This window comes from Halolamina salina, assembly GCF_042678005.1.
Taxonomy (GTDB): domain Archaea; phylum Halobacteriota; class Halobacteria; order Halobacteriales; family Haloferacaceae; genus Halolamina; species Halolamina salina.
Genome location: NZ_JBHUDH010000067.1, coordinates 9,279 through 13,094 on the forward strand (window position 1 = coordinate 9,279; position 3,816 = coordinate 13,094).

The 3,816-nt window shown below is 69.4% G+C and carries 4 protein-coding genes; 3 read left to right on the plus strand and 1 reads right to left on the minus strand.

What is annotated here, in order from left to right; translation table 11 throughout:
• Positions 1-109: 109 nt before the first annotated feature.
• From ACFR9S_RS07390 to ACFR9S_RS07400, 3 genes are all read left to right on the plus strand, one after another.
• A complete protein-coding gene (locus tag ACFR9S_RS07390; RefSeq protein WP_379730679.1) occupies positions 110-607 on the plus strand; it encodes a CBS domain-containing protein in 498 nt (165 codons plus the stop codon).
• 70 nt (positions 608-677) lie between these two features.
• The gene (locus ACFR9S_RS07395; protein WP_379730678.1) at positions 678-1,598 is read left to right on the plus strand and encodes a DMT family transporter; all 921 of its coding nucleotides are present in this window, start codon (positions 678-680) and stop codon (positions 1,596-1,598) included.
• A 97-nt stretch (positions 1,599-1,695) separates the two neighbouring features.
• The gene (locus ACFR9S_RS07400; protein ID WP_379730677.1) at positions 1,696-2,262 is read left to right on the plus strand and encodes a DUF1684 domain-containing protein; all 567 of its coding nucleotides are present in this window, start codon (positions 1,696-1,698) and stop codon (positions 2,260-2,262) included.
• 12 nt (positions 2,263-2,274) lie between these two features.
• On the opposite strand, the gene ACFR9S_RS07405 is transcribed toward ACFR9S_RS07400, so the two are convergent.
• Positions 2,275-3,759 carry a small ribosomal subunit Rsm22 family protein gene (locus ACFR9S_RS07405; RefSeq protein WP_379818355.1) on the minus strand — a complete coding sequence of 495 codons (1,485 nt, stop codon included), beginning with the start codon at positions 3,757-3,759 and terminating at the stop codon, positions 2,275-2,277.
• Positions 3,760-3,816 lie beyond the last annotated feature (57 nt).

The window sequence follows — 3,816 nt, forward strand, 5'->3', positions numbered from 1 at the left end:
ACGGCGAGGTCGTGGCCTGTCACCTCCACGACTGAGCCGCCGATTCCCTCTTCTCGTATTCAGACTGCGGGCAGCAACGTTCACGTAGCCCCCGCCCCACGCTTGGGCTATGAACGCAGCCGACGTGATGACCGCCGACGTGGAGACTGTCGCACCCGACGACGAGGTGGGCGAGGTGCTCGCCCGCCTCGCGGACGTGAACTTCAGCGGCTTCCCGGTCGTCGACGAGGGGCGCCTCGTCGGCGTCGTCACCGAGGGCGACCTCGTCGACCTGTTCGAGGTCGAGGACCGCGTGCTCTGGATCCCGATCGGCATCCCGCCGATCGTCGACACGCTGACGTACGCGTTCGACCTCCCGGGCGACGACGTTGACATCGCCGCCCACGCAGACGACCCGATCAGTTCCGTGATGACCGAAGACCCCGTGACCGTCGACGCCGACGCGAGCCTCGACGCGCTGCTGGATCTGCTCGCCAACCCCGAGCGCGACATCAACCGACTGCCGGTGCTCGACGGCGACGAACTGGTCGGCATCATCACCCGACAGGACCTGCTGCGCGGCCTCCGGCGGGAACGTGACGCGGCGGGCGTCGCGGGCGCGGAGTGACGTTCGGGAGGAGTCCCCGAACCGCCACCGAAACAGTACCCCTAAGCCGTCGCTGGCCCACGCTCCGGTCGTGTCTCGCTACCGGAACCTCGCGCTCTTTCTGACGCTCGCTGCGATCTGGGGGTCGGCGTTCATGGCGATCAAGGCGGGACTGGCGGTGTTTCCGCCGGTGCTGTTCGCGGCGATACGGTACGACATCGCGGGCGTGCTGATGCTCGGCTACGCGTGGTGGGTGCTCGACGACCCCATCCCGCGAGGCCGGGACCAGTGGGCCAGCGTCGCCGTCGGCGCGGTGCTGGTGATCGCGGCCTACCACGCGCTGCTGTTCGTGGGCGAGGCCGACGACGCCGTCACCAGCGCGTCGGCGTCGGTGCTGGTCGGCCTGAGCCCGATCCTGACGACCGGGTTCGCCCGGCTGCTCGTCCCGCAGGAACGGCTCGAACCCGCCGGGTTCGTCGGGCTGGTGTTCGGGCTCGCCGGCGCGGTCGTGATCGCGAACCCCGACCCGGCGAACCTGCTTTCCGGCGGGATGGGGGCGAAGCTGCTGATCGTCGCCGCGGCGGCGTCGTTCGCGCTGGGCAGCGTGCTCACCCGCCGACTCGACACCGACCTCCCGATCGAGGCGATGGAGGGGTGGTCGATGCTGCTCGGCGCGCTCCTGATGCACGTCGTGAGCGCGGGGCTGGGGGAGTCGTTCGCGGCCGTCGAACTGAACCTCCGGGCCGTGCTGAGCATGGGCTACCTCTCGATCCTCGCCAGCGCGGTCGGCTTCCTGATCTACTTCGACCTGCTGGACCGGCTGGGACCGATCGAGATCAACCTCGTCTCCTACGTGGCGCCGGTGTTCGCGGCGCTGTCGGGCTGGATAGTGCTCGGCGAAGTGGTCACCGTCGAGACGGTCGCGGGGTTCGTGCTGATCCTCGCGGGCTTTGCGCTGCTGAAACGCCGACAGATCGCGGCGGAGCTCGACCGGGTCGGCGTCGGCGGGTAGCCACGTTCGACTGTCTCGAGGACTCCTCTCGCTGACGAGCCGCCACCCGGAGGTCGACGAACGCCGGACTCATCCCCGCGCGGGCCTAACCGTGCGTATGAGCGACTCGACGCCAGACGGCTGGGAGACACAGCTCCGGCAGAACCGCGAGGAGAAAGACGAGTTCTTCGCCGAGCACCCGCAGTCGCCGGTGCCGCCGGAGCACCGGGACGATTTCGACGGCCTCGACTACTTCGACCCCGATCCCGATTTCCGGGTCGAGGCCGAGGTGACCGTCCACGACGAGCCCGAGCCGGTGGAGATGGAGACCACAAACGGCCCGCCGACGCGCTACCTTCGGGTCGCGACGTTCGCGTTCGAACTCCGCGGCGAGGACTGCAAGCTCCACGCCTACCGACAGGAGAACAGCGAGGACGACACGCTGTTCGTCCCGTTCCGGGACAAAACGACGGGTCAGCAGACGTACTCCGGGGGGCGGTACATGGAGTTCGAACCGGAGGGAGAACTGGAGACGGGCGACACAGTCACGCTCGACTTCAACCTCGCGTACTCGCCGTTCTGTGCGTTTAGCGAGACGTTCGCCTGTCCGCTGCCGCCCGAGGAGAACTGGCTCGAGGTAGTCGTCCCCGCCGGGGAGAAGACGCCCGAGTTCGGCGAGGACTGAGCCGCCGCCGACCTACGGGACGACCAGATCCACGACCGTCTCGCCGTCGACGACCGTCTTGTACGCCTCCTCGTCGTCGTTCCACAGCACGAGCGCGTTCTCCATCGACAGCACCGCGCCGTAGTCGGCCTCGCCCAGCGCGCGGTTGAGTTCGGTGTGCTGGGTGAGCACCGCGTACTGCTCGACGTCCTCGCTGCCGTCGCCGATCTTGAAGATCGGGTTGGGGTCGGCGCCGTACTCCCGTGCCCGCTCGCCCTGCCGGCTGAGATCGGGGCTGAGCTTCACCGTCAACAGGTCGATGCGGTTGCTGACGTGGCGCTCCATCTCCGCGGCCTTAGCGTGGCGGTCCTCGGAGGCGAGGATCTGTGTCCGACGCTTCCCGTCCGGGCGCAACAGCGCGTAGGCGAACTGGACCGACGTCTTCGTGAACGTCCCGGGTTCGTCGTGCTCCGTGGCGCCGTCGGCCCCACGGTCACCTTCGTCCAACTGCTGCTGCATCCGCGGCGCCGCCACGTCGGGGCGAACGTCGAACGACCAGCCCCGGTCCGACGGCGACTCGCCGGGCCAGAGCCGGAGCGTCGGCGAGTACACCGACGGTCCCGAGCCGGGTCGGGCGAGCGCGCGCTCGACCTCCCGGAGTCCGGTCGCGGTCTCCAAGTCCGCGGGCGCGATCGCGAGCATCGTCCCGTCGTCGGCGACGGCGTCGAGATACCGTTCCGCCGTCGCCACGGGGTCGGCGAGCTCCGAGAGCACGTTACAGAACGTGAGCAGGTCCACGTCGCCCACCGAATCGGGGTCGAACGCCTCCGCGCGCTCGCGGTGGACCGTGGTTCGGACGTTGCGCGGCGTCTCTTCGAGCAGCGCTTCGAGCAGGTCTGCGGCCGGCGAAGGCTCCAGCGCGTGGTACTCGATCAGTGGCGGCTCGCCGTCGTCGCCTGCCGCCGCGCGGAGGTAGTCGATCAGCGCCAGCGCAGGGCCGCCGACGCCCGCACCCACGTCCAGCACGCGGAGTTTCCGCGGGAGGTCGCCGTTCGCCGCGAGGTCGTCGAGTACGTACCCCATCGCGGCGTAGTAGTCCGGGAGGTGGTAGATCGCGTACCCCAGCGCCGCGGTCTCGTCGTACTCGACGGGGTTGCCGTGGTAGTAGTCGGCCTTGAGCCGGCGGATCGCCTCCCGGAGTTCGTCGCCGGAGTCGCCGTCGTACCAGTCGAGCCCGAAGCGTTCGACGAGTCGATCGACGACCACGCGCTCGTACTCGTCGGGGAGCGTCTCGGGCGACCACCCCGGCGGAGTGACCGGCGTGTCGTCGGCGGGGACGAACGTGCCGTCCTCCCGTTCCACGAGGTCGAGGTCGAACGCCGCGGCGCGGAGTTCCTGCCTGATCACCGCGGGGTGGGGGGTGTCGTCGAAGTACGCCTGGATCTCCTCGGGGTCGATCGGTCGGACCTCCCGGAGGTAGTTCACGGTGTCCCGGAGGCGATCGCGGTCGACGCTCATCGGTCACCCCCGGAGATTTCGTCGGCGGCGTCGCCGGCCTCGTCGTACAGCGCCGCG